At 68.5% G+C, this 22,892-nt stretch carries 21 protein-coding genes; 20 read left to right on the top strand and 1 reads right to left on the bottom strand.

The features are described 5' to 3' along the window. The first annotated feature begins 1 nt into the window (after position 1). The 19 genes from AB0M35_RS15250 (at position 2) to AB0M35_RS15160 (ending at position 19,991) form a co-directional block, all read left to right on the top strand. Positions 2-727 (top strand): isochorismatase family protein, encoded by a 726-nt coding sequence (locus tag AB0M35_RS15250; RefSeq protein WP_363745625.1) that lies wholly within the window; start codon positions 2-4, stop codon positions 725-727. After that, positions 711-1,649 (top strand): polysaccharide deacetylase family protein, encoded by a 939-nt coding sequence (locus AB0M35_RS15245; protein ID WP_363745623.1) that lies wholly within the window; start codon positions 711-713, stop codon positions 1,647-1,649. The genes AB0M35_RS15250 and AB0M35_RS15245 overlap by 17 nt, the downstream gene beginning before the upstream one ends. A 13-nt stretch (positions 1,650-1,662) precedes the next feature. Then, entirely contained in the window at positions 1,663-2,535 is an 873-nt protein-coding gene (locus AB0M35_RS15240; protein ID WP_363745621.1) for a polysaccharide deacetylase family protein, read from the top strand. Continuing rightward, positions 2,532-3,275 (top strand): sulfite exporter TauE/SafE family protein, encoded by a 744-nt coding sequence (locus tag AB0M35_RS15235; protein WP_363745619.1) that lies wholly within the window; start codon positions 2,532-2,534, stop codon positions 3,273-3,275. Before AB0M35_RS15240 ends, AB0M35_RS15235 begins: the two co-directional genes overlap by 4 nt. A gap of 165 nt (positions 3,276-3,440) precedes the next feature. Then, entirely contained in the window at positions 3,441-4,301 is an 861-nt protein-coding gene (locus AB0M35_RS15230; protein ID WP_363745618.1) for an ABC transporter ATP-binding protein, read from the top strand. Beyond that, complete coding sequence (locus AB0M35_RS15225) at positions 4,298-5,161, top strand: ABC transporter permease (RefSeq protein ID WP_363745616.1); 864 nt, start codon at positions 4,298-4,300, stop codon at positions 5,159-5,161. Before AB0M35_RS15230 ends, AB0M35_RS15225 begins: the two co-directional genes overlap by 4 nt. A 40-nt stretch (positions 5,162-5,201) precedes the next feature. After that, positions 5,202-6,098: an isocitrate lyase/phosphoenolpyruvate mutase family protein gene (locus AB0M35_RS15220; protein ID WP_363745614.1), complete on the top strand. Its 897-nt coding sequence runs from the start codon at positions 5,202-5,204 to the stop codon at positions 6,096-6,098. Between the two features lie 11 nt (positions 6,099-6,109). Next, complete coding sequence (locus AB0M35_RS15215; protein WP_363745612.1) at positions 6,110-7,486, top strand: FAD-dependent oxidoreductase; 1,377 nt, start codon at positions 6,110-6,112, stop codon at positions 7,484-7,486. A 104-nt stretch (positions 7,487-7,590) separates the two neighbouring features. Next, a complete protein-coding gene (locus tag AB0M35_RS15210; RefSeq protein WP_363745610.1) occupies positions 7,591-8,634 on the top strand; it encodes an ABC transporter substrate-binding protein in 1,044 nt (347 codons plus the stop codon). A 27-nt stretch (positions 8,635-8,661) separates the two neighbouring features. Then, positions 8,662-10,371, top strand: coding sequence for a thiamine pyrophosphate-binding protein (locus AB0M35_RS15205; protein WP_363745608.1), 1,710 nt, complete (start codon positions 8,662-8,664; stop codon positions 10,369-10,371). 1 nt (position 10,372) lies between these two features. Next, on the top strand, positions 10,373-11,299 hold the full coding sequence (locus AB0M35_RS15200; RefSeq protein WP_363745606.1) for an NAD(P)-dependent oxidoreductase: 927 nt from the start codon (positions 10,373-10,375) through the stop codon (positions 11,297-11,299). Next, a complete protein-coding gene (locus AB0M35_RS15195; RefSeq protein ID WP_363745604.1) occupies positions 11,296-12,204 on the top strand; it encodes an NAD(P)-dependent oxidoreductase in 909 nt (302 codons plus the stop codon). The genes AB0M35_RS15200 and AB0M35_RS15195 overlap by 4 nt, the downstream gene beginning before the upstream one ends. 84 nt (positions 12,205-12,288) lie before the next feature. After that, positions 12,289-13,038 carry an IclR family transcriptional regulator gene (locus AB0M35_RS15190; RefSeq protein WP_363745602.1) on the top strand — a complete coding sequence of 250 codons (750 nt, stop codon included), beginning with the start codon at positions 12,289-12,291 and terminating at the stop codon, positions 13,036-13,038. 8 nt (positions 13,039-13,046) lie between these two features. Beyond that, entirely contained in the window at positions 13,047-14,336 is a 1,290-nt protein-coding gene (locus AB0M35_RS15185; RefSeq protein ID WP_363745600.1) for an acetyl-CoA hydrolase/transferase C-terminal domain-containing protein, read from the top strand. A gap of 50 nt (positions 14,337-14,386) precedes the next feature. After that, a complete protein-coding gene (locus AB0M35_RS15180) occupies positions 14,387-15,928 on the top strand; it encodes a carboxyl transferase domain-containing protein (RefSeq protein ID WP_363745598.1) in 1,542 nt (513 codons plus the stop codon). Positions 15,929-15,940: 12 nt separating this feature from the next. Further along, entirely contained in the window at positions 15,941-17,515 is a 1,575-nt protein-coding gene (locus AB0M35_RS15175; protein ID WP_363745596.1) for a carboxyl transferase domain-containing protein, read from the top strand. 105 nt (positions 17,516-17,620) lie between these two features. Next, on the top strand, positions 17,621-17,836 hold the full coding sequence (locus AB0M35_RS15170) for a biotin/lipoyl-binding carrier protein (protein ID WP_363745594.1): 216 nt from the start codon (positions 17,621-17,623) through the stop codon (positions 17,834-17,836). A gap of 116 nt (positions 17,837-17,952) precedes the next feature. Beyond that, positions 17,953-19,299 carry a biotin carboxylase N-terminal domain-containing protein gene (locus AB0M35_RS15165; protein ID WP_363745592.1) on the top strand — a complete coding sequence of 449 codons (1,347 nt, stop codon included), beginning with the start codon at positions 17,953-17,955 and terminating at the stop codon, positions 19,297-19,299. A gap of 113 nt (positions 19,300-19,412) precedes the next feature. After that, complete coding sequence (locus AB0M35_RS15160; protein ID WP_363745590.1) at positions 19,413-19,991, top strand: biotin transporter BioY; 579 nt, start codon at positions 19,413-19,415, stop codon at positions 19,989-19,991. Between the two features lie 404 nt (positions 19,992-20,395). Here AB0M35_RS15160 and AB0M35_RS15155 read toward each other — a convergent pair whose 3' ends face one another. Next, on the bottom strand, positions 20,396-21,667 hold the full coding sequence (locus tag AB0M35_RS15155) for a barstar family protein (protein WP_363745588.1): 1,272 nt from the start codon (positions 21,665-21,667) through the stop codon (positions 20,396-20,398). Positions 21,668-21,937: 270 nt separating this feature from the next. Between AB0M35_RS15155 and AB0M35_RS15150 the strand changes: the two genes are divergently transcribed. Continuing rightward, on the top strand, positions 21,938-22,876 hold the full coding sequence (locus tag AB0M35_RS15150; protein WP_363745586.1) for a hypothetical protein: 939 nt from the start codon (positions 21,938-21,940) through the stop codon (positions 22,874-22,876). Positions 22,877-22,892 lie beyond the last annotated feature (16 nt).

The following is a 22,892-nucleotide window of genomic DNA, read 5'->3' as shown; positions in this document are numbered from 1 at the left end:
GGTGTCCGGACAACCATGGGAAGACCTGCTGACCGCCGATGACCTCGCCGTCATCGAACGCGGCGGATACGGCAAGAAGGCGGGCATGGGCGAGCGCCCGGTGCTGCTGCTGATCGACTGCCAGTACAACCACATCGGCGCCGACGCGCCGATCCTGGAGCAGATCGACGAGCATCCCGCCGGCGGCGGAGCGGCGGCCTGGGCGGCGGTACGGCGCATCGTGCCGATCCTCGACGAGTTCCGTCGGCAGCAGCGGCCGGTCATCTACACCCGGTACTGCTTCAGCGAACGATCCGCCCGGTACGACTCGTTCGCCGCGAAGCGGGGCAAGAACATCGCGCGTTTCGTCGACGGTGCGCCCGGCACCCGGATCGTGGAGCCGCTCACGCCCCGCGACGACGAGCTGGTCATCGACAAGGTGCACGCGAGCGCGTTCTACGCGACCGCGCTGCTCTCGTCGCTGATCCGGCTCGGCGCCGACTCGGTGATCGTCGCGGGCGTGTCGACGAGTGGGTGCGTGCGCGCCACCGCGGTCGACGCGCAGAGCAACAACTTCAAGGTCACGGTGGTCAGTGACGGCGTCGCCGACCGCATCGCCGCCTCGCACAAGGCGTCGCTGCTGGACCTGTGGATGAAGTACGCCGACGTCAGCCCGTCGGCGGACGTCCTCGACTACCTGAAACAACTGGAAACAGCCCGGGAGGAGTCCGATGGGATACCACGCTGAGCGGGTCCGCTACAGCCCGATCGTGCAACGCCCGCCGGTCCGCTGGCCCGGTGGCGCGCGGGTCGCGGTCTGGGTCGCTCCGAACGTCGAGCACACCGAGTACCTGCCGCCGCCGAACGAGCACATGGACCCGTGGCCCCGTACGCCGCACCCCGACGTCCGCGAGTACGGCTTCCACGACTACGGCAACCGGGTCGCGTTCTGGCGCCTGCTGAAGGTGCTCGACCGGCATGGCATCCGGGCGACCGTGTCGTTGAACGTCGGCGTCCTCGACCACTTCCCCGAGATCACTCAGGCGATGGTCGAACGCGACTGGGACTACATGCTGCACGGCGTCTTCAACACCCGCTACCTGTACGGCGCCACCGCCGACGAGGAACGGGCGTTCTACCAGGACTGCATCGCCACCGTGCAGAAGCACACCGGCAAGACGCCGAAGGGCATGCTGGGGCCGGCGATCACGGGCACCGTACGGACCCCGGATCTGATGGCCGAGGCCGGCCTCATCTATCACGCCGACTGGATCCACGACGACCAGCCGGTGCCGTTGGAGGTCTCCGGCGACCGCCGGCTGATCTCCATCCCGTACAGCTACGAGCTGAACGACGGCCCGCTGCTGAAGGCGAACGTCGACGGCGCGGAGTGGGCACAGATGTGCAAGGCCCAGTTCGACCGGCTCTACCGGGAAGGCGCCCGGACCGGGATGGTGATGCCGTTCTCGGTGCACCCGTTCCGCATCGCGCAGGCGGCCCGGATCGACTACTTCGAGTCGGTGCTGGAGCACATCCGCCGGCACGACGACGTCTGGCTGACCACCGGCGACGAGATCGCCCAGTACTACCTGGACCACCACTACGACGAGGCCGTCGCGCATCTCGCCGAGATGGCCCGATACACCTCGGGGAGGCGGCATGCCGGCTGAACGCGTTCCTGGAATGGACCACGGACTGTACGAGTGGTCCGCGCTGCCTGACCGGCCGCGGCTGGTCTGGCCGGGCGACGCCCGGCTCGCGGTCGGTGTCGTCCTCCAGTTGGCCTCCGCCGACGAGGACGTCACCCCCGGCCTGCGGGCGGCCTCGCTCCTGGGTGGCCTGGGCAAGCGCCCGCATCCGGACGTGCCGCTGCTGGCACACCGGGCGTACGGGCACCGGGTGGGGGTGTTCCGGCTGCTCGACGCGTTGGAGCAGCACGGGGTCCCGGCGACGGTGGCGATGGACGTGGCCACCGCGACGCGCTATCCGTTCCTCGTCGATCACGTGCTCGACCGTGGCGCGACGATCGTGGCGGCCGGTCGGTCCGCCGTCGACCTGGTCAGTGAGCAGGCGGCGGAGGAGGTCGAGCGGGCGTACATCGCCGACACGCTCGACGCGCTGGAGCGGCTGACCGGTACCCGGCCACGGGGCTGGTTCGGCCCGGAGTACAGCGAGTCGACGCGGACCCCGCGGCTGCTCGCCGAGGCCGGCGTCGGGTACACCCTGAACTGGGTGAACGACGACCAGCCGTACCGGATGACCGACGGTCTGGTCGCGCTGCCGCCCACCTACGAGTTGGACGACGCCAACGCGCTGCTGCAGCGCAAGGTGACGATCAGCACCTACGGCCGGATGCTCACCGACGCGTTCGACGTGCTGTACCGCGAGTCGTCCGACTCCGGCCGGCTGTATCTGCTGCACCTGCGGCCGTGGATCACCGGGCAGCCGTTCCGGATCGGTCAGGTGGAACGGGCGCTGGCGCACGTGGCCGCGCATCGGGAGATCTGGCGGGCCAGCACCGACGACATGGTGCAGGCGTTTCTGCAGCCGGCTTGACCGGCCTGTTCCCTGACGCAGCACTGCTGATTCCGGTCGCGGCCGTCGTCCTGGTCTCGTCCGCGGTCCAGTCCGCGACCGGATTCGGATTCTCGATCGTCGCAGTTCCGTTTCTCGCAGTTCTGTTCGGGGTGCGGGACGGGGTGGTGGTGAATCTCGTTCTGTCGATGATTGCAAATGTCGCAGTCACCGCACGGGTGCGACACCACTGCTCCGTCCCGCTGGTCCGGACGATGGCGTACGGCAGCATTTTCGGTCTGGTTCCCGGAATGCTGGTGCTGTACCACGCGGATGTCCGGATATTGAAGATTGCCATCGCAATATTGGTCACGTTCGTCGCGGTGATACTGCTGACCGGCACCCGGTTTCGTTTGCGGCAGCGTCGGGTGACAAGCGTGGCGACCGGTGTGGCCAGCGGCTTCCTCGCCGGCAGCGTCGGTCTGGGCGGTCCTCCGTTGACCGTTTACCTGGCCGGGTTGGATCTCGACAAGGTGCGTTACCGAGCCACCATGTCGACGTACTTCACTGTGCTCAACGTTGTTCTGGTGCCCGCTCAGATCGTGGTGTCGGGCGCGTTCCACATCGCGTTGTGGTCCCTGTTGTTGCTCCCGGCGGTGGTGGTTGGTGGCTGGCTGGGGGAACGGCTCTTCGTTCGTCTGGGTGAGTCGGTGTTCATCCGAGTGGTGACGCTCGTCGTGCTCGCGGCCGGGCTGGGCGGACTCCTCACGACAACGATTTAGAAATTGCGTTGGTGAGATCTTGACTACATCCCCCGGTGAGCAGAATATGGACACAGATCAGGTCCGCGTCTCACATATCAACACGCTGTGGTAGCGGAGCGGGCTCTTACCTCTGGATCGCCGCCGCCGGCTTTGCCCGATCGACCCGAAATTCATGGAGTGCAGATGAGACCTCAGCTCACCTCACCGGCCAACGGTGAGCGATCCGCCGCCACGGCAGCCGACGGCACCGCGGGTGTGTCGATCGGCCTCACCGGCATCCGTCACGGATTCGCCAAGAACGGCCGGGTCGTCCGGGCGCTGTGGGACCTCGACCTGGACATCGCGCCAGGCGAGTTCGTCTCCGTCGTCGGCCCGTCCGGCTGCGGCAAGACCACCTTGCTGACCATGGTGGCCGGTCTCGACCGGCCTCGGGTCGGCGCCGTGACGGTCGACGGCAAGCCGGTCACCGGACCGTCCAACCAGGTGGCCTACATGCTCGCCCGCGACGCCCTGCTGCCTTGGCGGACGGTTCGCGGCAACGTCGAGTACGGCCTCACCATCCGGCGGATCGACAAGGCCGAACGCCGGCGGCGCAGCACCGAGTGGCTGGATCGGGTGGGCCTGCGTGACTTCGCCGACGCCCGCGTCGGCGAGCTGTCGCAGGGCATGCGGCAGCGGGTGGCGGTGGCCCGCACGTTGGCGTTGCAGCCGTCGATCCTGCTGATGGACGAGCCCTTCGCCGCGCTGGACGCGCAGAACCGGCTGATCCAGCAGCAGGAGTTCCTGAAGCTGTGGGAGCGGATCCGGTCCACGGTCATCCTGGTGACCCACGACCTGCACGAGGCGATCATGCTCAGCGACCGCGTCGTCCTGATCAGCCACCGTCCCGGCCAAGTCATCGCGGACCTGCGGATCGAGCTGCCGCGCCCGCGCGGCCAGGAGGTTCGTCACAACCCACTGTTCGAGAAGTACTACGACGACCTGTACGGGTTGCTGACCGCCGAGGTGCGGGCCCAGGTGACCGAGGTGGAGGAGCAGCGATGAGCAAGGTGACCGGCACAGTCCTCACCCCCACCCCCACCCCCACCGACGAGCAGCAGTTCGACGACGCCCTCCTCGGCGTGGTCGTCAGCCGACGGCGCCGGGAACGGCTGCTGTCCTGGAGCCTGCGGGCGGTCGTCTTCGTCGTCTTCTCGCTGCTGTGGTGGAGCCTGTCGGCGACCGGGCTGGTGAACGTCAACTTCGTCAGCACCCCGTGGGACGTGACCGTACGCATCGGGGAGATGCTGGTCGACCCCGAGGTCTGGTACGAGATCGGGCACACCTTCCAGGCCGCCCTGCTCGCCCTGGCCATCGGCACCGCGCTGGGCGTCTCCTGCGGTCTGCTGTTCCACCGGGTACGGGTCCTGGCCAAGGCGCTGAACCCGTTCATCACGCTCTTCAACGCGCTGCCCCGACCCGCGCTCGCGCCGCTGTTCATCCTCTGGTTCGGGCTCGGCATCACCGCCAAGATCATCGTCGGCGTCAGCATCGTCTTCTTCATCCTGCTGCTGAACACGATGGCCGGGATGGCCATGGTGGATCCCGACATCCGGCTGCTCACCGACTCGCTCGGTCCCAGCCGCTGGCAGCGGTTCATCCACGTCGAACTGCCCACCGCGTTGCCGAGCATCGTGGCCGGCCTGCGCCTGGGCGCCGTCTACAGCGTTCTCGGCGTCGTCGTCTCCGAGATCGTCGCCGCGTACCACGGCCTCGGCGTGCTCATGGTGCGCGCCGCGAACTCGTTCGACATCACCGGCTCGATGGCCGTGCTCGTCCTGATGGCCGTGTGCGCCATGATCCTCGACTTCGCGGTGCGGCTCGTCCAGCGCCGGGTCGGCTCGGCCGACACCCGGCTGCTGTAACCCCGTCCGGCCACCACATCGACTCGCGGGAGGCTTCCCCATGGCAGCTCCATCATTCCGACAACTGCTGGCCCGGCACGACGGCAGCAATCCACTTCTGGTGCCCGGCGCCACCCACGCGTTCATGGCGAAACTCATCCAGGACGCCGGATACGAGGCACTGTACGTCAGCGGCGCGGGCACGGCCGCGACGATCTTCGGCCTGCCCGACGTGGGCCTGATGACGATGACCGAACTCGTGGAGAACGTGTCGCGGATCAACGACGCGACGAACATCGCCATCTTCGCCGACGCCGACCAGGGATTCGGCAACGCGGTCAATGTGATCCGCACGGTCCGGGAGTACGAGAAGGCCGGTGCCGGCGCGATCCAGATCGAGGACCAGTCCTTCCCGAAGAAGTGCGGACACATGGACGGCAAGAGCGTGGTGCCGCTGGAGGAGATGGTCGGCAAGATCCGTGCCGCCTGCGATGCCCGGACCGATCCCGAGACCGTCATCGTCGCCCGCACCGACGCCCGCGCCACCGAGGACATGGACCGCGCGGTGCGGCGTGCCGTCGCCTACGCCGAGGCCGGCGCCGAGGTCATCTTCCCGGAGGCGATGCGCACCGAGGAGGAGTTCGCCCGGATGGCCCAGGAGCTCCAGGGCGTGCCCCTGGTCGCCAACATGACCGAGTGGGGCAAGTCGCCGGTGGTCGACGCCCAGTCGCTGGGCGAGATGGGCTACACCGTCGTCATCTTCCCGTCGGCGCCGATGCGAGCGGCCCAGCAGGCGATCGTCGACGTGCTCACCGAGCTGCGCGAGCGGGGCACCCAGCGCGGCCTGCTCGATCGGATGTACCACCGCAAGGAGCTGTACCGGCTGGTCGGCCTCGACGACATCTACGCGGCGGAGGAGCGGTACATCCCCGCCCGTAACCCCGACGCGGCGGGCTGAAGGAGGCTGACGTGTCAGAGACGAACCAGTTCGATGTGATCGTGGTGGGCGCGGGCGCCGCAGGCATCATCGCGGGCCTCGTCGCGGCGCAGCGCGGCGCCACCGTGCTGCTGCTGGAGAAGAGCGTGCTCCGGGGCACGAACGCGCAGCTCAGCGGCGGGTTCCTGCAGGCGGCCGGGACGCGCTACCAGCAGGAGATGGGTATCGAGGACAGCCCGGAACTCATGATGGCCGACATCATGAAGAAGAACGGGGGAGTGGCCAACGTCGAGGTGGTCGCCGAGATCTGCCGCCGGTCCAAGGACTACGTCCACTTCATCGCCGACCACGTCGGCCTGGACCTGCACCTCAACACCACCATCAAGTGGTACGGCCACAGCGCGTTCCGGATGCACGCCGGCCCCGCCGAGAAGGGCAGTGAGCTGGTCGCCCACCTGCGCCGTGCGGTGGCGGCCGAGGAACGGATCACCTTCGTCGACGAGGCCCGGGTCGCCGGACTGCTCGCCGAGGAGGACCGGATCGTCGGCGTGACCGCCGGCATCGGCGACGGGAGGGCCGAGGAGCTCCGCGCCGCCGGCGTCGTCCTCGCCTGCAGCGGCTTCGGCAACAACCGGCAGATGCTGGCGCAGTACTGCCCGGACGCGCTGGACGCGGTGTACATCGGCTCAGAGACCAGCACCGGCGAGGGCATCGTCTGGGGCATGGCGCTCGGCGCCGACGTCGAGTTCATGTCGGCGTGGCAGGGCCACGCCCACGTCAACCCGAAGTACGGCACCCACCTCTCCGGTGGTCTGCCGTATCTCGGCAGCATCATGGTCAACGTCAACGGTGAGCGGTTCGCTCGTGAGGACCTCGGCTACTCGGAACTCACCCCGATCATCCTGGCGCAGCCGAGCGGCATCGCGGTGGAGATCTTCGACCAGCGCATCGTCGACGCGCTCTGGACCAACGGGGTCTTCCGCGAGGCGTACGACGCCGGCGCGGTGCACCGGTTCGACCGGCTCGAGGACCTGGCCGCGGCCTACTCCCTGCCGGTCGAGGCGGTACGGCGCACCGTGACCGCCTACAACGATGGGACCAGGGGCGTGGCCGCCGACGCCTTCGGTCGGGAGCCGTCGGGCACCCCGTTGACGGCGCCCTGGTACGGCTCCGTCGTCACCGGCGGGATCGCGCACACCCAGGGCGGCCTGCGGATCGATCCGGCGGCCCGGGTCCTGACCCCGGCGGGCAAGCCGATCGACGGACTCTTCGCCGCCGGCGGCACGGCGGCCGGCATGTCCGGTCTCGGCGCCGCCGGTTACACCTCTGGCAACGGACTTTCGCACGCCTTCACCACCGGCCTCATCGCCGGCGAAACCGCGGCCGCCGCGGTGGTCCCCGCCACCTGAGCGGCGTCACGCACGCCCGCCGGGCGCAGCGCGACCACTCTCCACCTCTTCCGCAAGAAACCGGCATTTGCTGGCGGCTTCGTGCTGCCCGGAAGGACAGACCGATGAAGACAAGACTGCGGCTGATCGCGGCCCTCAGCGCGGCGGTGCTCGCGCTGACGGCGTGCAGCTCCGGCTCCGGATCGGCGAACAAGGACGGGCTCTTCGAGTTCACCCTCGGCTCGTTCAACGGCGAGATCTACGTCCTCGACTACGTCGCGGACAAGCAGGGCTTCTTCGAGCAGAACGGGCTCAAGGCCAGTTTCATCTCGCCGCAGCAGGGCGGCGCGTCGGCGAACACGCTGTTCCTCGGCGGCACGCTCAAGGGTTGGCCGGGTAACCCGGCCCCGATCATGCAGAACATGGCCAAGGGCGAGGACATCAAGATCGCTGGCTGGCTGGACAACTGGATCCCGTTCGGAGTCGTCGTCCCGGCCGACTCCGACCTGGCCGCGCTCAAGGACCGTCCGTTCGCGGAGAAGATGCAGGCGCTGCGGGGCAAGAAGATCGGCCTGACCGCGATCGGCTCGCTCGTCTACCAGTCGCTGATGGCCGGCTTCGCCTCCGCCGGCATGACCGAGAAGGACGCCACGATCCTGGCCGTCGGCCAACCGGACAGCGGGGTCGGCCAGATGGAGGCCGGTCGCATCGATGCCTACGTGACCTACTCCCGTACCGATGTCGGGGTGTTCGAGCAGCGGGCGAACACTGTCCAGTTCGCCTCGCTGACCGGCGAGGAGGCCCCGGAGAAGATCCGCGCCTACAGCTCCTACGCGCTGCCGGTGCTCAACAGCCTGGCCACCGAGAATCCCGAGGTGGTCAGCGGCTACGTCAAGGCGCAGAAGCAGGCGTACGACTGGACGAAGCAGAACATCGACCAGGCGGCGCAGATCGTCGCCGACCAGGTCTACAAGGGCCAGTACAAGGAAATCATCATTCCCGCGCTGAACGAGATCTTCAAGGTGGAACAGCGCTACGACTTCAAGGTGAACCCGCAGTCCTGGGACAACCTGTCGAGCCTGGTCGTCGAGCTCGGCATGGTCGAGGAGGCCAACCGGACCTCCCTGGACTACGCCAAGGTCGTGCTCGACGAGGCCAAGGCCAGCTGAATCCACTCACGACAAAAGGAGCAAGGTGTGAGTACTCGTAACGGTGGACAGCTGACGGTCGAGGTGCTGCGCGCGTACGGCGTCGACACGGTCTTCGGCCTGATCGGCTCGGCGACGATGGAGCTGTTCGACGCGCTGCACGACGCGGAGGACATCCGTTTCATCGGGGTCCGCGACGAACGTACCGGCGTGCACATGGCCGATGCCTACGCACGGACGACCGGCCGGCCCGGGGTCATCCTCGCCGGCCAGAACGGCCCCGGCGCCACCAACCTGGTGACCGGGCTGGCCCAGGCGCTGCGCGCCTACTCTCCGGTGGTGGCGCTGGCCGGGGCGACCTCTACGGAGCACTTCCAGCTGGACGGGTTCCAGGAGATCGACCAGCACGCACTCTTCACTCCGGTGACGAAGCGGACGTTCGACGTCGTGCAGCGCAAGCGTCTCGGTGACCTGCTGACCCAGGCGTTCCGGACCGCGCTGAGCCCGCGTCCCGGTCCGGTGCTGGTGAACCTGCACCGCGACGTGCTGGCGCAGGAATTCGACGACACGATCAACCCGACCCCGCTGAGCCGGACGGAGGGGGTCGACGGGCTGCGTCCGTTGGCGCCCGCCGGCCTGGTGGCCCGCGCCGCCGACCTGCTGCGAACCGCCCAGCGTCCGGTGATCGTCGCCGGTGGCGGGGTGAAGTTCCGCGAGTGGGAGCCGGTGGCGGCGCTGGCCGAGGTGGTCAGCGCGCCGATCGTCACCTCGGCGGGGCACGGCGACGCGGTGCCGTCGACGCACCCGGCATACGCCGGGCAGATGGGCCCGCGTGGAAACGTCGTCGCCACCCAACTGGTCAAGGACGCCGACGTCATCCTGGTGCTGGGCAGCCGGCTCGGCTTCAACTCGACGTTCTTCTCCTACGACAACCTGAGCCGGGACGCGCAGATCATTCAGGTCGAGATGGACGCGACGGCGCTCGGCCGCTACTTCCCGGTGGCGTTCGGCGTGCTCGCCGACGCCCCCGGCTTCGCCGGGCAGCTCACCGAGGTGCTCGCCGGCCACCAGCCGGGTGCGGCCGTGAGCGACTGGTTCGACACCTTCACGGCCCGCCGCCGGGAGCTGCTCGAACAGCGGGAACGCGAGGGTGACGACAACGCCACCCCGATCCAGCCGGCTCGGATCTGGAAGGCCCTGCGGGCCACGTTGCCCGAGGACGTCATCGTCACGCTCGACGCGGGCACCCTCTGTCTCCAGGCGCACGACGTGCTGCCGTACCGGCAGTCGCCGGCGCTCATCACGCCTGTCGACTTCGGCCTGGTCGGGTTCTCGTTCGCGGCCGGTCTCGGCGCCAAGCTGGGCAACCCGGACCGCACCGTGGTCAGCCTCATGGGCGACGGCGGGTTCGGCATGGTGACCAGCGAGATTTCCACCGCCGTCCAGTCCGGCATCAACACCACCGTGATCGTGCTCAACAACGGCGTGTGGGGCGCGGAGAAGGCGTACCAGCGGGACTTCTACGGCGGGCGGTACATCGGCTCGGACGTGGTGAACCCCCCGTACGACGAACTCGCCCGCCTCTACGGCGCGCACGGTTTCGCGGTGGAGAAGCCGGACGACCTGGAGTCGACGATCAGCGAGGCGATCGCCAGCGACCGGTTGGCCATCGTCGACGTGAAGGTCGACCCGGACGCCCTCTACAGCTTCCGGCGCGACTCGTTCACGCACCGGGCCGGCACGGGATCGGGGTCCTGAGATGAGTGCCGCACGGTCGTCGGAAACGCCGGTCGGAGTGATCGGCACCGGGCAGCTCGGCAAGGTGCTCACGGATCGGTTCCTCGGCGCGGGCTACCAGGTCATCGCCTACGACATCGATCCGGCGGCGCTGGCGCGGCTGCACCCGGACGTCACGCGGGCGTCGGGCCCGGCCGAGGTCGCGGCGACCGCACCGACGGTCGTCACGTGCGTGTCGGATCCGGCGGCCGTGCGGGACTGCATCCTCGGCGCGGGCGGCCTGCTCGGCGGCGCGGGTGCCCAGACGCTGGTCATCGAGATGACGACCTCTTCGCCGGAGACCACCCGCGACGTCGGGGCGGCGCTGGCCCGGACCGGGGCGGCCATCGTGGACGCCCCGGTCAGCCGGGGGGTGCCGGCCGCCATCGAGGGCACGCTGTCGGTGTGGCTCGGTGGTGAGAAGTCGGACGTGGATCGGGCGATGCCGTACCTGACCCCGCTGGCGACCGACATTCTGCATGTCGGTCCGCTCGGCGCGGGACACGCGATCAAGGCGGTGAATATGATGCTCATGGGCGTCAACCTCATCGCCACCGCCGAGGCGGTCGCGGTGGCCGGCGCGTACCGCGTCGGGCTGGATGCGTTCCTCGATGTGCTCAACGCGTCCAGTGGAGGCAACTTCATGACGAGCAACCACTTCCCGCGGTTCGTGCAGAGCGGCAGCTACCGCTCGGCGTTCAGCGCCGGGCTGATGCGCAAGGACCTGCGGGTGGCGCGTGACCTCGCCGAGGAGGTGGGGGCGCCGGCGCTGTACGGCACCCGAGCGTTGGAGATCTACAACATGTACCTCGCGCAGCCGGACGCGACGGCGGACGACGACAACATGCTGATCGTGCCGTTCCTGTGGAATCTGCTCGGCGCCGATCAGGGGACGGAGGCCGGCTCATGACGGACGTGAAGGTGGGCCTGATCGGGCTCGGCGCCATGGGCGGCGGGATGGCTCGGCGGCTGATCGACCAGGGTGTCGCGCCGGCGGTGTTCGACATCGACACGGACAAGGTTGCCGAACTGGCCGAGCTGGGTGCCCGGCCCTGCGCCAGCCCGGCGGAGGTGGCGGCCGTCGCGGGCGTGACGCTGCTGAGCCTGCCGAACTCGCGGTTGGTCGAGGCGGTCGTACTCGGCCCGGACGGCGTCCTGGCCGGGGCGCCGGCCGGCGCCGTCGTGGTGGACATGTCCAGCAGCGACCCGGACAGCACCTTGGCGTTGGGCGAGCGATTCGCCGAGGCAGGCGTCGAGTTCCTCGACGCCCCCGTCAGCCGGGGAGCGCGGGCGGCCCGGGAGGGCACGATGTCCATCCTGGTCGGCGGTGCGGCGGAGACGCTCGCCCGGGTGCGGCCGGTCCTCGACCAGTTGGGCACCGACATCGTGCACGCCGGTCCGCTGGGCGCGGGTCATGCGGCCAAGGCGCTGAACAACCACATGTCGGCGACGGCGCTGCTGGCCGCGATGGAGGGGTTCTTCGTCGCGGTCAAGGCCGGGGTGGACCCGGAGTTGGCGGTAACGGCGATCAATCAGGGCAGCGGTCGCAGTCACATGACCGACGTGCGTTTCCCGCTGTACTACCTGCCCCGCCGGTTCACCTCGAACTTCGCCCTGGGCCTGATGGAGAAGGACTGCCGGATCGCCGCCGAGATGGCGGCCCGCAGTGGGCGGCCGATGCTGCTGGGCGCGTTGACGAGCCAGCTCTACCGGGTGGCGGTCAACCGGGGCATGGGCGCGGCGGACAACACCCGGGTGCTGGAGCTGATGGAGGAACTGTTGAGCGCCCGACTGTCAGCGCAGCCTACTCAATAGTCGAGCATGAGACGGCGTATTGTCTCGGCATGTAATCGAAGTGCTAGGATTGGCCTCACCACGGGCGGAACGGGATGGTGCAGCGTGTACGGAAGCTCGACGGTCGACAAGGCGGTCGACGTGCTGATGGCGGTGGCTCAGGCGGGGAACGGCATCACCAACAGCGACCTCAGTGAGCAGCTGGGTCTCGACCGGTCCACCGCGCACCGCCTGGTCAGCACCCTCGAACGCCGTGGCCTCGTGCAGCGCACGGCCGAGCGGCGCTTCGTCCTCGGCAGCGAGCTCTACTTCCTGGCCTTCCGTGGCATGCTCGACCACTGGGCGGTCATCAAGCAGACGCTCGCCGACCTGGTCGCGTTGACCGGGGAGAGCGCGAGCTTCTCCGTCCTGCACGGCCTGCAGTACTACTGCGCGTTGCAGCACAACTCGCCGAACGACCTCAGCTACTGCCCGACGGCGGGGGAGTGCTACCCGTTGAACGCGGGCGCCACCGGCTTCACGCTGCTGGCGTTCCAGCCCGAGCCGCGACGCGAAAAGCTCCTCGCGGAGTTGCCGCTGAAGAGGTTCACCGACCGCACCATCACCGACCAGGACGAGCTGCGCGCGGAGCTCGTCGGCACGGTGGAACGTGGGTACGCGCTGAGCGCGGGGGCACGCACGTTGGGCGGCTGCGCCGTCGCCTGCCCCGTGTTCACCCGCGAGGGCGTGCTCATGGGCGCCGTCGTGCTGTCCGCCGTCGAGGCGCGGCTGCCGCTGCCGAAGCTCGAGGACTTCGTCCCCGACCTCAAGGCGGCAGCCGCCCGCATCAGCAACGAGTTGGCGGGCACCAGATGAGCGTCGCGATGGAGAATGAGGCGGTCCGGATCACCCGCGGCGGTGACCTGACCCGCAGGCCGAAGAGTTTCGCCGTCGAGGACGTGGCCCAGTTCGTACGCCCCGACGACGCGGTCGTCATCGGGCACGGCGGCGGATGGCCGCGCCGGATCGTCGAGTCGCTGGTGGCCGGCGCGCGCGGGCCGTTCACGATCCTGCACAACCGGATCGACGACCAGTTGCCGTACTTCGACGGGCCGGCGGGCGCGACCGTGCGGCACGCCGGCTTCATGGCCGGTCACAGCACCCGCGAGCAGATCGCCGCCGGCTCGGCCGACTTCGTCCCCAACTGTTACGGCCTGACCCCGGCGCTGATCAGCAGTGGCGCCGTCGGCTGCGACGTGGTCGTGCTGCACCTCTCCCCGCCCGACGAGGACGGCTGGTGCAGCCTCGGCACCTGCGTCGCGTACCTACCGGCGGCGATCTCCCGGGCTCGTACCGTGATCGCCCAGATCAACCGCCAGATGCCCCGGACCTGCGGAACGTCGGTGCATCTCTCCGCGATCGACCACGTCGTCGAGGTCGACGAGCCGCTGCAGGCGGTGGCCACCGCCCCGCCCGACGCGGTCACCTCGGCGATCGCGACGAACGTCGCCGGCCTGATCCGCAGCGGCGACACCATCCAACTCGGGATCGGCAAGCTGGCCGACGCGGTGCTGCGCGGTGTCGCTGGTAAGGACGGCATCCGCATGCTCACCGAGACCTTCAGCGACTCGGCGCTGGACCTGATGAAGGCCGGCACCCTCGCGCCCGGTCCGGACGGTCAGCCGGCGATCACGGCCACGTTCGTCACCGGCAGCGAGGAGCTGTATCGGGCCATCGACTCCCGCCCCGAGATCGTCATGTTGCCGGTCGACCGGACCAACTCCCCAGCCACATTGGGCACGGTAAATCGATTTATCGGGGTCAACAGCGCCATCGAGATCGATCTGACCGGCCAGATCAACGCCGAGTCGATCGGCCCGAAGCTCTACAGCGGGCCCGGCGGTCATCTCGACTTCGCCATCGGCGCCGCCTACGGCCGCAACGGGCGCTACATCTGCGCGCTGCCGTCGGTCGCCGGGAAGGGCACCGTGTCACGCATCGTCACGCGGCTGCGTCCCGGCAGCACGGTGACCGTTCCCCGTTCCCTGGCCGACGTGGTGGTGACCGAGTACGGCGTCGCCGAGCTGCGCGGCCTCAGTCTGCGCGACCGGGCCCGAGCGCTCGTCGAGATCGCGCATCCGGACCACCGCTCGTCGCTGCGCGCGGCCCTGTAGGGCGCCGTCGCCGCTTCCGCGACCCTGACCGGCATTGGAGAGATCCTGACGTGACTGATTCTACTTTGGACGATCGCAGGGAACTGCACGACCGGCTCCGGGAACGGGCCCTCGCAATGGGCGGTGAGAAGAAGCTCAAGGCCCGCGCCGCCGCCGGCATCCTCAACGCCCGGGAACGCGTCGATCGTCTCTTCGACGAGGGCACGTTCCAGGAGGCGGGCCTCTTCGGTGTCTCGCACCGTCCGGACATGCGTGAGCGCACCCCGGCCGACGGCAAGGTCACCGGGTTCGGGCAGATCGACGGCAACACCGTCGGTGTGATCTCGAACGACTTCACGGTGCTCGGCGCGTCCAGCAGCCGCACCAACGCTCGCAAGATCAAGCACGTCAAGCGGGTCGCGGGTCGGCAGGGCTACCCGATCGTCTTCCTCGGTGAGTCCAGCGGCGCGCGGATGCCCGACGCGATGGGGGCCGAGGGCACCGTCGCCAATTCCGACGACCCCGCCCAGTACCTCCGGCGCCGGAACTCTCCCTGGGTGTCGGCCGTGCTCGGCCCCTGCTACGGGTCGTCCTCGTGGTACGCGTCGATGTCCGACTTCGTCGTCATGCGTAAGGGTGCGGTGCTCGCGGTGTCCAGCCCACGCCTCACCGAGATGGCCACCTCGGAGAGCGTCGACCCGGAGGAGCTCGGCGGCTGGCGCGTCCACGCCCAGGACAGCGGCCTCGTCGATGTGGCCGTCGACACCGACGAGGAGGCGCTGGACCTGGTCAAGCGCTTTCTCTCCTATCTTCCGCAGAACCGCAACGAGCCGCCGCCGGTTGCCGCGGTGCCCACCGGGGCCGACGATCCGGCCCGCGCTGAGCGCATCGCCACGCTCGTGCCCACATCTCGCAGCCGGGTCTACAACATGCGCACGGTGCTGGAGTGCATCGTCGACCCGGACTCGCTGTTCGAGCTCAAGCGGCTCTACGGCCGCCCCATCATCACCGCCCTGGCCCGGATCGACGGACAGACCGTGGGCATCATCGCGAGCAACCCGCTCGTCAAGGGCGGCGCGATCGACCCCGAGGCGTGCTCCAAGGCGACGAGCTTCCTCGTCCTGTGCGACTCCTTCAACGTGCCGCTGGTGTTCATCGCGGACCAGCCGGGCTTCCTGATCGGCAAGGACGGCGAGCGCAAGGGTGCCACCGGCCGGGTGATGAACTGGATGAACGCCCTGTCGCTGGTCACCGTCCCGCGCATCGCGATCGTCGCCCGCAAGACGTACGGCCAGGCGCTGCTCAACATGGGTCTCGGGGGCAACGCGGACGAGACCTGCGCCTGGACCACAGCGGAGATCAACTTCATGGACCCGCGGTTCGGCGCCCGCATCGTGCACGGCAGGGACGTCATCGACGATGCGCAACGGTACGAAGCCGCCGTCGCCGAGATGACCCACGGCACCAGCGCCTACGACGCCGCAGGGGTCTTCGCGGTGGGCGGCGTCATCGACCCGCGGCAGACCCGCGCCTACCTCACCTCCGCGCTGCGGGTGCACAGCCGGCGCGTCGGGGAGCATCACCTGGCCAACTGGCCGACCACGATCTACTGACGGAGGTGCGGGGTGAACAACGACATAGAGGAACGTCCGGCCACGCTTGCCGAGGAAACCGAACGCTATCTCGTCTGGAAGGATGCCACGCTCGACCACAACCGGCCCGCAGCCGTCGCCGCCCAGCGCAAACGGGGGGCACTGACTGCCCGCGAGCGGGTCACCCGCTTCGTCGACCCGGACAGCTTCGTCGAGTTCGGACAGCTCGGCAGGCCGGATCCCGAAGATCCGTTCGGTGACGAGGTTCTCGGCGCCGCCGACGGCATCGTCATCGGCACCGGCCGCGTGGACGGACGCCCGGTGGTGGTCGTCTCATATGACTTCACCGTCAGTGGCGGGTCGATGGGCCGCACCAATGACGAGAAGTTCGCCCGCGCTCGGCAGATCTCCCTACGGAGCGGCGTGCCACTCGTCATGTTCGTCGAGGGCGGTGGCGCGCGAATCACCGAACGGATGGGCTCCACCACGATCCGCGGGCACGAACGGTTCTCCGACCTCGGCCTGATGTCCGGGTGGGCGCCGATCCTGTGCGCAGTGGTCGGTCACACCTACGCCGGACATGCCAACCTCGTCGCGCTCGCCGACTACGTCGTGATGGTCAAGAGTGCCTCACTCGGGCTGGCCGGTCCCCGTCTGGTCAAGGCGGCTACTGGTGAGGATGTCTCCACCGCCGACTTCGGCAGCGAGCTGCACGCCAAGGACCTCGGGTCGATCGATCACGAGACCGACACCGAGGACGATCTCATCGCGCACCTGCGCAGATATCTGTCCTACCTGCCATCGAACTGCACTCAGCCCGCGCCCAGGCACCCGCGCCAGCCCACCGACGATCGGTTGGACGACAGCGTGCTGTCTCTCGTCAGCGCGAACCAGGCCCGCGCCTACGACATGCGCAGGCTGGTTCGGAAGATTCTCGACGAGGGCAGCGTCTTCGAACTCAAGCCGACGTTCGCGCCCAACCTCGTCACGTCGTTTGGCCGGATGGGCGGGCACACCGTCGGCGTCATCGCCAACAACCCCATGTTCAAGGCCGGGGTGCTGGACGGCAACGCCTCAGACAAGATGTCGCGTTTCATCAACATCTGCGACGCGTTCAACATCCCGTTGGTGTGGCTGGTGGACGTTCCCGGCTACATCGTCGGTACCGCGGCCGAACGGACGAACCTGTTCCGCCGCAGCATGCGTCCGTTGTGGGAGCTCAGCCAGTCCACCGTCCCGATCTGCACGGTTGTCGTTCGCAAGGCATTCGGACTTGCCTACCACACCATGGGCGGTGCCGAGTTTCACCCAGCGCTCATGGTTTGCTGGCCGTCCGCACGGGTGAGCCCGATGGGTGCCGAGGGCGCCGTGAACATCCTGCACGGTAAGGACCCAACGGTCACGCCGGAGCAGCGTATGGAGCTGGTCGACCACTACAAGCGACTGGAAGAGCCGGCCGTCGCTGGCGCCAAGTTCAAGATCGACGACGTCATCGATCCGCGGGACACTCGCCTGGCCGTTATCCGAACACTCGACTTCATCGCCGACTCGCGGCACGAGTCGGGCCACTGGCGGCCGCCCAAGAAGCGCGGGATCGCCCCCGCCTGAACCGCTGTCGTCACCGGCCCGGTGCACATCCTTCGTCGGGCCGGCGGCGACGAAGCCCACCTCGGGCGACAAAGCGTCCCCAACAATCAGAGAACGGGAGTCGATATGACGGAGCTGCGCGCGGAAATGGTTGCCAACGTATGGAAGGTCTTGGTGCAGCCGGGACAGACGGTGGCAGCCGATGAGGATTTGGTGATCCTTGAGTCGATGAAGATGGAGATCCCGGTAATGGCCCCGAGCGCCGGCACGGTCTCCTCGGTGCACGTCACCGAAGGTTCCCAGGTGGCCGAGAACGACCTGCTGGTGGTGCTGGAGGGCTGAGATGCCCGTGAAGGGCGTCGTTCGGCCTTGATCGTCCATTCCCGCCAGGCTTCGGCACCGAAGCTGGCTTATTCGAATTTCATCGCATTGCGCCAGCCGACTGTCTAAGGAGTTCGATGTTTGAGTCGCTGCTTGTCGCCAACCGCGGCGAGATCGCCCGCCGGGTCATCCGGACTGCCGCACGGCTGGGCGTGCGGACGATTGCGGTGTACTCCGAGGCCGACGCGCAGCTACCGTTCGTTCGCGAAGCGGACGAGGCAGTCCTGCTCGGCCCTGCGGCACCGGCTCAGTCCTATCTCAACGTAGAGGCAATTCTCTCCGCTGCGCGCCGGGCGGGCGCTCAGGCGATCCATCCCGGGTACGGTTTCCTCGCCGAGAGCGCCGCCTTCGCGGCGGCGGTTGGGGACGCCGGCCTGACCTGGGTGGGGCCGTCGCCCGATGCCATCGAGGCGATGGGCGACAAGGTCAACGCCCGCAATCTCATGGCGAAGGCGGGGGTGCCGGTGGCCGCGGGTACCGAGTCTCCGGTGGAGGACGTCGAGGAGGCGGTTCGTGCCGCTGCGGCCATCGGCTATCCGATCATGGTCAAGGCCGCAGCCGGTGGCGGTGGCATCGGGATGGGGCTGGCCCGTGACGAGGCAGAGCTTCGAACGGCATACGAGACCGCCAAGGCCCGTGCCGAGCGCTTCTTCAGCTCGCCCGGGATCCTCCTCGAGCGTTACATCGAGAATGCACGGCACGTCGAGGTCCAGGTGCTCGGCCTGGCCGACGGTCGTGTCGTCGCGCTCGGCGAACGAGACTGTTCGGTGCAGCGGCGGCACCAGAAGATCGTCGAGGAAACCCCGTCGCCGGGGGTCTCCAGAGAACTGCGCGAAAGTATGTTGGCCGGTGCCATCGCCGCCGCCGAGGCCGTGGGCTACCGCAACGCCGGCACCGTCGAGTGCCTTGTCGACCCGAAGAGCCAGGAGTACGTCTTCCTGGAGATGAACACGCGCCTGCAGGTCGAGCATCCGATCACCGAACTCGTGACCGGAGTCGACCTGGTCGAGGAGCAGCTACGGATCGCTGCCGGGCTACCTCCCGCAGCTGACATGGACAATCTGCTGCCCAAGGGCCACGCCATCGAGCTTCGCGTGTACGCCGAAGACCCGGTGCGGTTCCTCCCGCGACCCGGCAAGATCACCACGTGGAGCGAACCCGCCGGTGACGGAATCCGGGTCGATGCCGGTTACGAGGCGGGGTCGGTGGTGACCCCGTACTATGACCCGCTTCTCGCCAAGCTCTGTGTGTACGGCGCCGATCGCGACGCGGCGATCGAGCGCGCCCGGGCCGCTGTCAAGGAGTTCGTCATCGGCGGACCAACGACCAACCTGTTGTTCTTCGATCGGCTGCTCACGCACCCGAGCTTTGTCTCAGGTGCCTACGACACCGGAATCGTGGCGGATGTGCGCGCCGATGACTGAGCGCGAAATCGCCGCGGGCGAGACGGCCGCCGTGGACGCGCCTGCCGAATGACAGCAACCGCCCGTGGGGGGTGGACCAGCTGCAATCAACGCAATCAACGGAAGGATCCGACATGTCCTCGATGACCCTGGCACCCACGCTGGTGCGACGCTCGGGCCTGGTGGCGGAGATGACGCTCGTACTCACCGGCGTCCTCCTGCTGGCTCTCTCCGCCCAGGTGGTGATACCCCTCTGGTTCACCCCTGTACCACTGACCGGTCAGACCTTTGCGGTGCTCCTCGTGGGCGGGGCGTTCGGCGCGATGCGGGGTCTGCTCACCTTCACTCTCTATCTGGCGGTGGGCGCCGCCGGTGCCCCTGTCTTCTCCGAGGGCGCCTCGGGCTGGCAGGCGCTGCTGGGGCCGACGGGCGGCTACCTGGTGGGCATGCTGCTCGCTGTGGGAATCGTCGGCGCGACTGCGGAGCGCGGTTGGGATCGGCATGTCCTGCCGTCGACGGTGGCCATGGTGGCCGGCAATGCCGTGATCTACCTGCTCGGCCTGATCTGGCTCGGCATCTACCTCGGGACGAACGTGGCAGAGACGCTCACCCTGGGTGCCGCGCCGTTCATCGTCGGGGATCTGCTCAAGATCGCATTGGCGGCAGTCGCGCTGCCCACCGCGTGGTCGGTGATCGCAAGGCTGCGTAGCTGAGCCACGCCGCCGTTACCGGCGTGGCTCGGTCCCTCTGCTGCCCCAGGCCGGGCGGCGTGTCTGCCTCGGCGACAGCGGGTCGGCTCCTCGGCGCATCCCGGCGGCCACCAGCAGAGGGGCGAGCGACGCCGCGGCCGGCGATGCACGATTCGTACCTGCCGGTGCGCCAGTTGGGCGCTGAGCGCCGTTCCGGCGTCGGTGATCGATTGCCGGGGAGAACCGAGGCCGGGCCGATGCCCTGACGGTACGTTGCACTCCGATGGGCCCGCAGCCCGGCGCGGCCCGTTCGGCGGCATGAGCAAGCCTTGATCATGGTGGATCGACTCCTGCGCCGCGTGATCCCGGTCGTTGGCCGAGTTCGGCTTCGACCGGGCGGCGTGGGCTTGGTCGGGCGTGTTCAGTGGTCAGCGAAGGTCGATCTCGACCTGGTGTGCCGCGAGGATGTCCAGCAGGTGATCCAGAGTGGTCGCCGGTGCCAGCCGACGTCCGTCATAGCCGGCGACAAGGTGCGCGCGGGCGACGGCCGAGTCGTGCCACACCAGCCGAAACGGTGTCCGTGCGCCGAACCCTCCGCTGAGACAGTCGTGGAGCGCGTCGAGGTTCCAGCCGAAGTATCCGCCGGGGCCGTTGATCGCCTCGCCGATTGCGCAGTAGAACCCTTCGATGTCGGTGACGTACCGCCCGTCGAGGTCGTAGGTGGTGCCGGGTGGCCGGTCGGCCACACCGATCCGGTTGGCGAGCGCCACACCGGCCCAGTGGTGGCGCAACTCGCGGTGGTAGCCCGCCCACTCGTTCTTCGCTGCGGGCCGTCGGGTGCGCCAATGCTCCAGGATGTCGAGGACCCCCAGCGGTAGTGGTTCCCGTGGGTCGCTGTCGACGGTCACGTCGAGAAGTCCGGCGCCGAGACGCGACGGCTCGCTCGCGACGACCGTTCCGGACACCATGGCGTCGATCACCTGGCGGATCGAGCCGTCGGCGGCTGTCATGTGCACCTCGGCGTGGATCCGACGGCGACGCCGGGCGGCCTTGCTCGCGTTGCTGACCGCACCGAGCGCGGTGAGCAGTGGCGTTTCCGGTCGGCAACCCAGCAGTCTGATCTGCGGCACCGGCGGTGCGGCCTGCTCGCGGAACACGCCCGTCACATCCCGACAGGTGCCGTAGGGCGCCTCGTCCCGGCCGAGCAGGACGAACTCGGCGACGTCGGGACGTACCACCGCGTCCGTGCGGTCGTAGACGTGGACGAACCCGTCGAGTTCGATGTCCACGGTCTGCGGCGTCGTGGGGCTCGGTCGTTGACCGAGTACGACGACGTCACCGAGGTCTTCGCCCCACCAGGTCGGCGGCGCGTCTGCTGGCCCCGGTGGTGCCACCAGGAAGATGTCACCCAGCCAGGCTCGTTCGGTGCCGAGCGCCTCGACGGGCAGCCGATCCAACAGGTCGGCAAGCGCGCCGTCCGGGGCGCAGCCGACAAGTGTGAACCGCTCCCGCGGCCGGGGCGGCAGGTCGACGAACAATCCCTCGATCTCCGCGCACAGCGCCAGCGGGATGTCGTCCTCGTCGGGGCCATCGACGCCGACACCGCCAAGGAACAGCCAGCGTGGGTCGACCGGATGCTCCCAGACCCACCGCCGCTGAACCGGCGTACAACCAGACTCGGAATCGGCGTTCGTCGTCACCTCGCGACCCTATCCCCAGATCATCGCCCACTGTCCGCAGTGCCGTCTGCGTCGAGCAGGGGCATCCAATCACGTCGATGGTCGCCGACGTGGTCGGTTCTGGTTGGGGCGACGGCGTGTACGCGACCGCCGCTGTAGCACTGTCTGAACCTGGGCATCTCCACTTGGAATCGAGTCTCGGTGACCGGGGAAAGCCGCCGGAAAACAGTCATTCGGCACTGTGCGTATGGCTGGTGGCCGGTGGCAATGCGACACGCCAGGATTGGGTTCATGGCAGACAGCTATCGGGCGGTGCTCGCTGTTGCTACCGCGGGCAGCATGCTGCCGTGGGATGAGCTCACGCGCTCGGTGTTGCCCACCGCCTTTCGGAATTCAGGTCTGGATTGGCGGCAGGCCGATTACGTCCGTTCAGTTCCCGGGCTGCTCGTCGCGACGCCGGCTGCGACCGCCGGACCATTGGTCAAGAGGTTTGCGCAGGCGCTGGCCGATGCCCTTCCCGGATCGTTGCGTCTGGGCCTCGGGTTGGCCGTCGGTGTCTGCCACCGCGACGACAGAGGCTGGTACGGGGATGCCGTGACGACGGCCCGAAGGCTTGCGGAGTTACCTTCTGCCGAGGATGAAGTGCGCCTCGCGATCAGCGCCGCGATGATTGACATCACGGGGGTCCTTGACCCGGACTTCACCGAAGTGACCAACGCGGAACCGCCATTCTGGGTCCGTACCACCAGTGTCAGGCGACCGACCCCGGCGGTGGCCGTGCCTGCGACGGCGAGCATCGCCGAGGTCGTGCACGCCGTCGCCGCGCCCGTCGCCGACTTCGCCGAACAGTTGTCCATTTTGCTGTCGCCCGACGTCGCACCTGCCGACGTGCTGGCGTGGATGTATCGGACGGTCGGCGTGGACAGTCCGCATCTGCTCGACGATCGGAGCGGCCGTCGCCTGCTGCCTGGCCTTGTGTACTGCTACCGGCGGCGCGGCACTGCCCGCGGCTTGATCGATCTGATCGAGCTTCGCTACGGGGTCAGCGCTGAGGTTATCGACCCTGGTGGCACGATTTGCTCCGCTGTGCCCCAGACGCCAGTCCGGCAGCCGGCCGCGCCGGTCACGGTACTGCTAGATACCGATGAGCCGCTCGACGGTCTGGACGAGGTGATTCGATCGGCGCTACCCGTCGGGGTCGGCTATCAGGTGAGTCGCCGGCGCCGATGACGCTGTTGTTCGCCAT

The sequence above is a fragment of the Micromonospora sp. NPDC051196 genome (assembly GCF_040682415.1).
GTDB lineage: Bacteria > Actinomycetota > Actinomycetes > Mycobacteriales > Micromonosporaceae > Micromonospora.
The sequence above is the reverse complement of the archived record's forward strand: the minus strand, read 5'-3'. Positions and strand labels throughout refer to the sequence as shown.